Annotated in this window: 1 protein-coding gene; it reads right to left on the bottom strand. The window is 47.4% G+C overall.

What is annotated here, in order from left to right; all coding sequences use genetic code 11:
* Window positions 1-60: 60 nt before the first annotated feature.
* A complete protein-coding gene (locus tag AACL61_RS08705; RefSeq protein WP_086118372.1) occupies window positions 61-1,020 on the bottom strand; it encodes an IS30 family transposase in 960 nt (319 codons plus the stop codon).
* Window positions 1,021-1,165: the final 145 nt, after the last annotated feature.

The following is a 1,165-nucleotide window of genomic DNA, read 5'->3' as shown; positions in this document are numbered from 1 at the left end:
CATCACTCAACCCTAAAGATATCAATTCAGCTTTTTTTTCACCCGAAATGTCAATTTAAGTTAGAAAAAAAGTAGTTGCTCATCAGTGACATACTTCATGAATACCTCGTAAGGTGTTTGATAGCCCAATGACTTGCGAGGAATGTTGTTCCGGTAACTCATTATTTGAGCAACCTCTTCATCAGCTAGGTGGCGGAGATCGCGGCCTTTGTGGAGCCCATCGCGCCGCAGAAGGCCGTTGTTGTTCTCGTTTAACCCCCGTTGGTTAGGTGCCCCCACCTCGGCAAAGTAGGTCTGGAGGTCAAATTGGTTGGCAATTGCTCGCCAGTCAGCGAACTCCTTCCCATTGTCGAAGGTAATCGACTTGAAGAAGTGGGGTGGAAACTTTGCCAACCATTCCTGTAAGTGCTGGATCACACTGGTGGCCGTCTTACTATGGACGTTAAGAATCACTTCGACTTTGGAAGTCCGTTCTACCAAAGTCATAACGGCGCCCTGATGTCCTTTGCCCTGGACGGTGTCGGCTTCAAGGTGGCCGAATTCACGGTTAAAGTTGGGAAAGTCGATAGCCCGTTGGTGAATGCTTTGGCCAAGTTGACCGGCCTTCCCCCGCCGTTCTACGTAACCATTGGGGCGACGCTTGCCTTTCATCGGCAAGGTCCGCACATCAAAATTGCCCCGCTCGAAAAGGCGGTAAAGTGTCCGCATACTACAGCTGAGTGGCCGTTCAGCGCGTCCCATAATTGTGTCTGGCGTCCAGCCTTGAGCCACTTTGGCTTTGATATAAGTTACCTCATCAGTGGGCAATTGAATAGCCTTCCGACCGCAATGAGCCTTGTTTTCACGATAGTGTTGGTAATATTCTTGGAGCGTGTGGCCGGCGGCCAGAAAGCGATAAACTCGGTAGACGGTTTCTAAGCTCCGGTGCAAAAGTTTGGCAGCCCGGTAGGCTTTTACTCCTTGGTCACGAAAATTAGCGATCATCGTTAGTTCGTCTATGGTAAGATGATGGTAGGTCATTTGTGGTGTCCTTTCTTTTGATGTATGGGTATTCAAAAGTCTACCACAAATGGCTTTTTATTTTTCTAACTTAATTTTACAAACCGCGAAAAATAAAAAGCGAGGTAATTACAATGAGTAAAAAGCATGGAAATATTGGAGTTAG

Source organism: Limosilactobacillus reuteri subsp. porcinus (genome assembly GCF_036621895.1).
Lineage (GTDB): Bacteria > Bacillota > Bacilli > Lactobacillales > Lactobacillaceae > Limosilactobacillus > Limosilactobacillus reuteri_J.
The sequence above is the reverse complement of the archived record's forward strand: the minus strand, read 5'-3'. Positions and strand labels throughout refer to the sequence as shown.

Bases quoted from the DNA above. Each gene is read 5' to 3' on its own strand.
- AACL61_RS08705 (WP_086118372.1), bottom strand. From the start codon at position 1,020: ATGACCTACCATCATCTTACCATAGACGAACTAACGATGATCGCTAAT.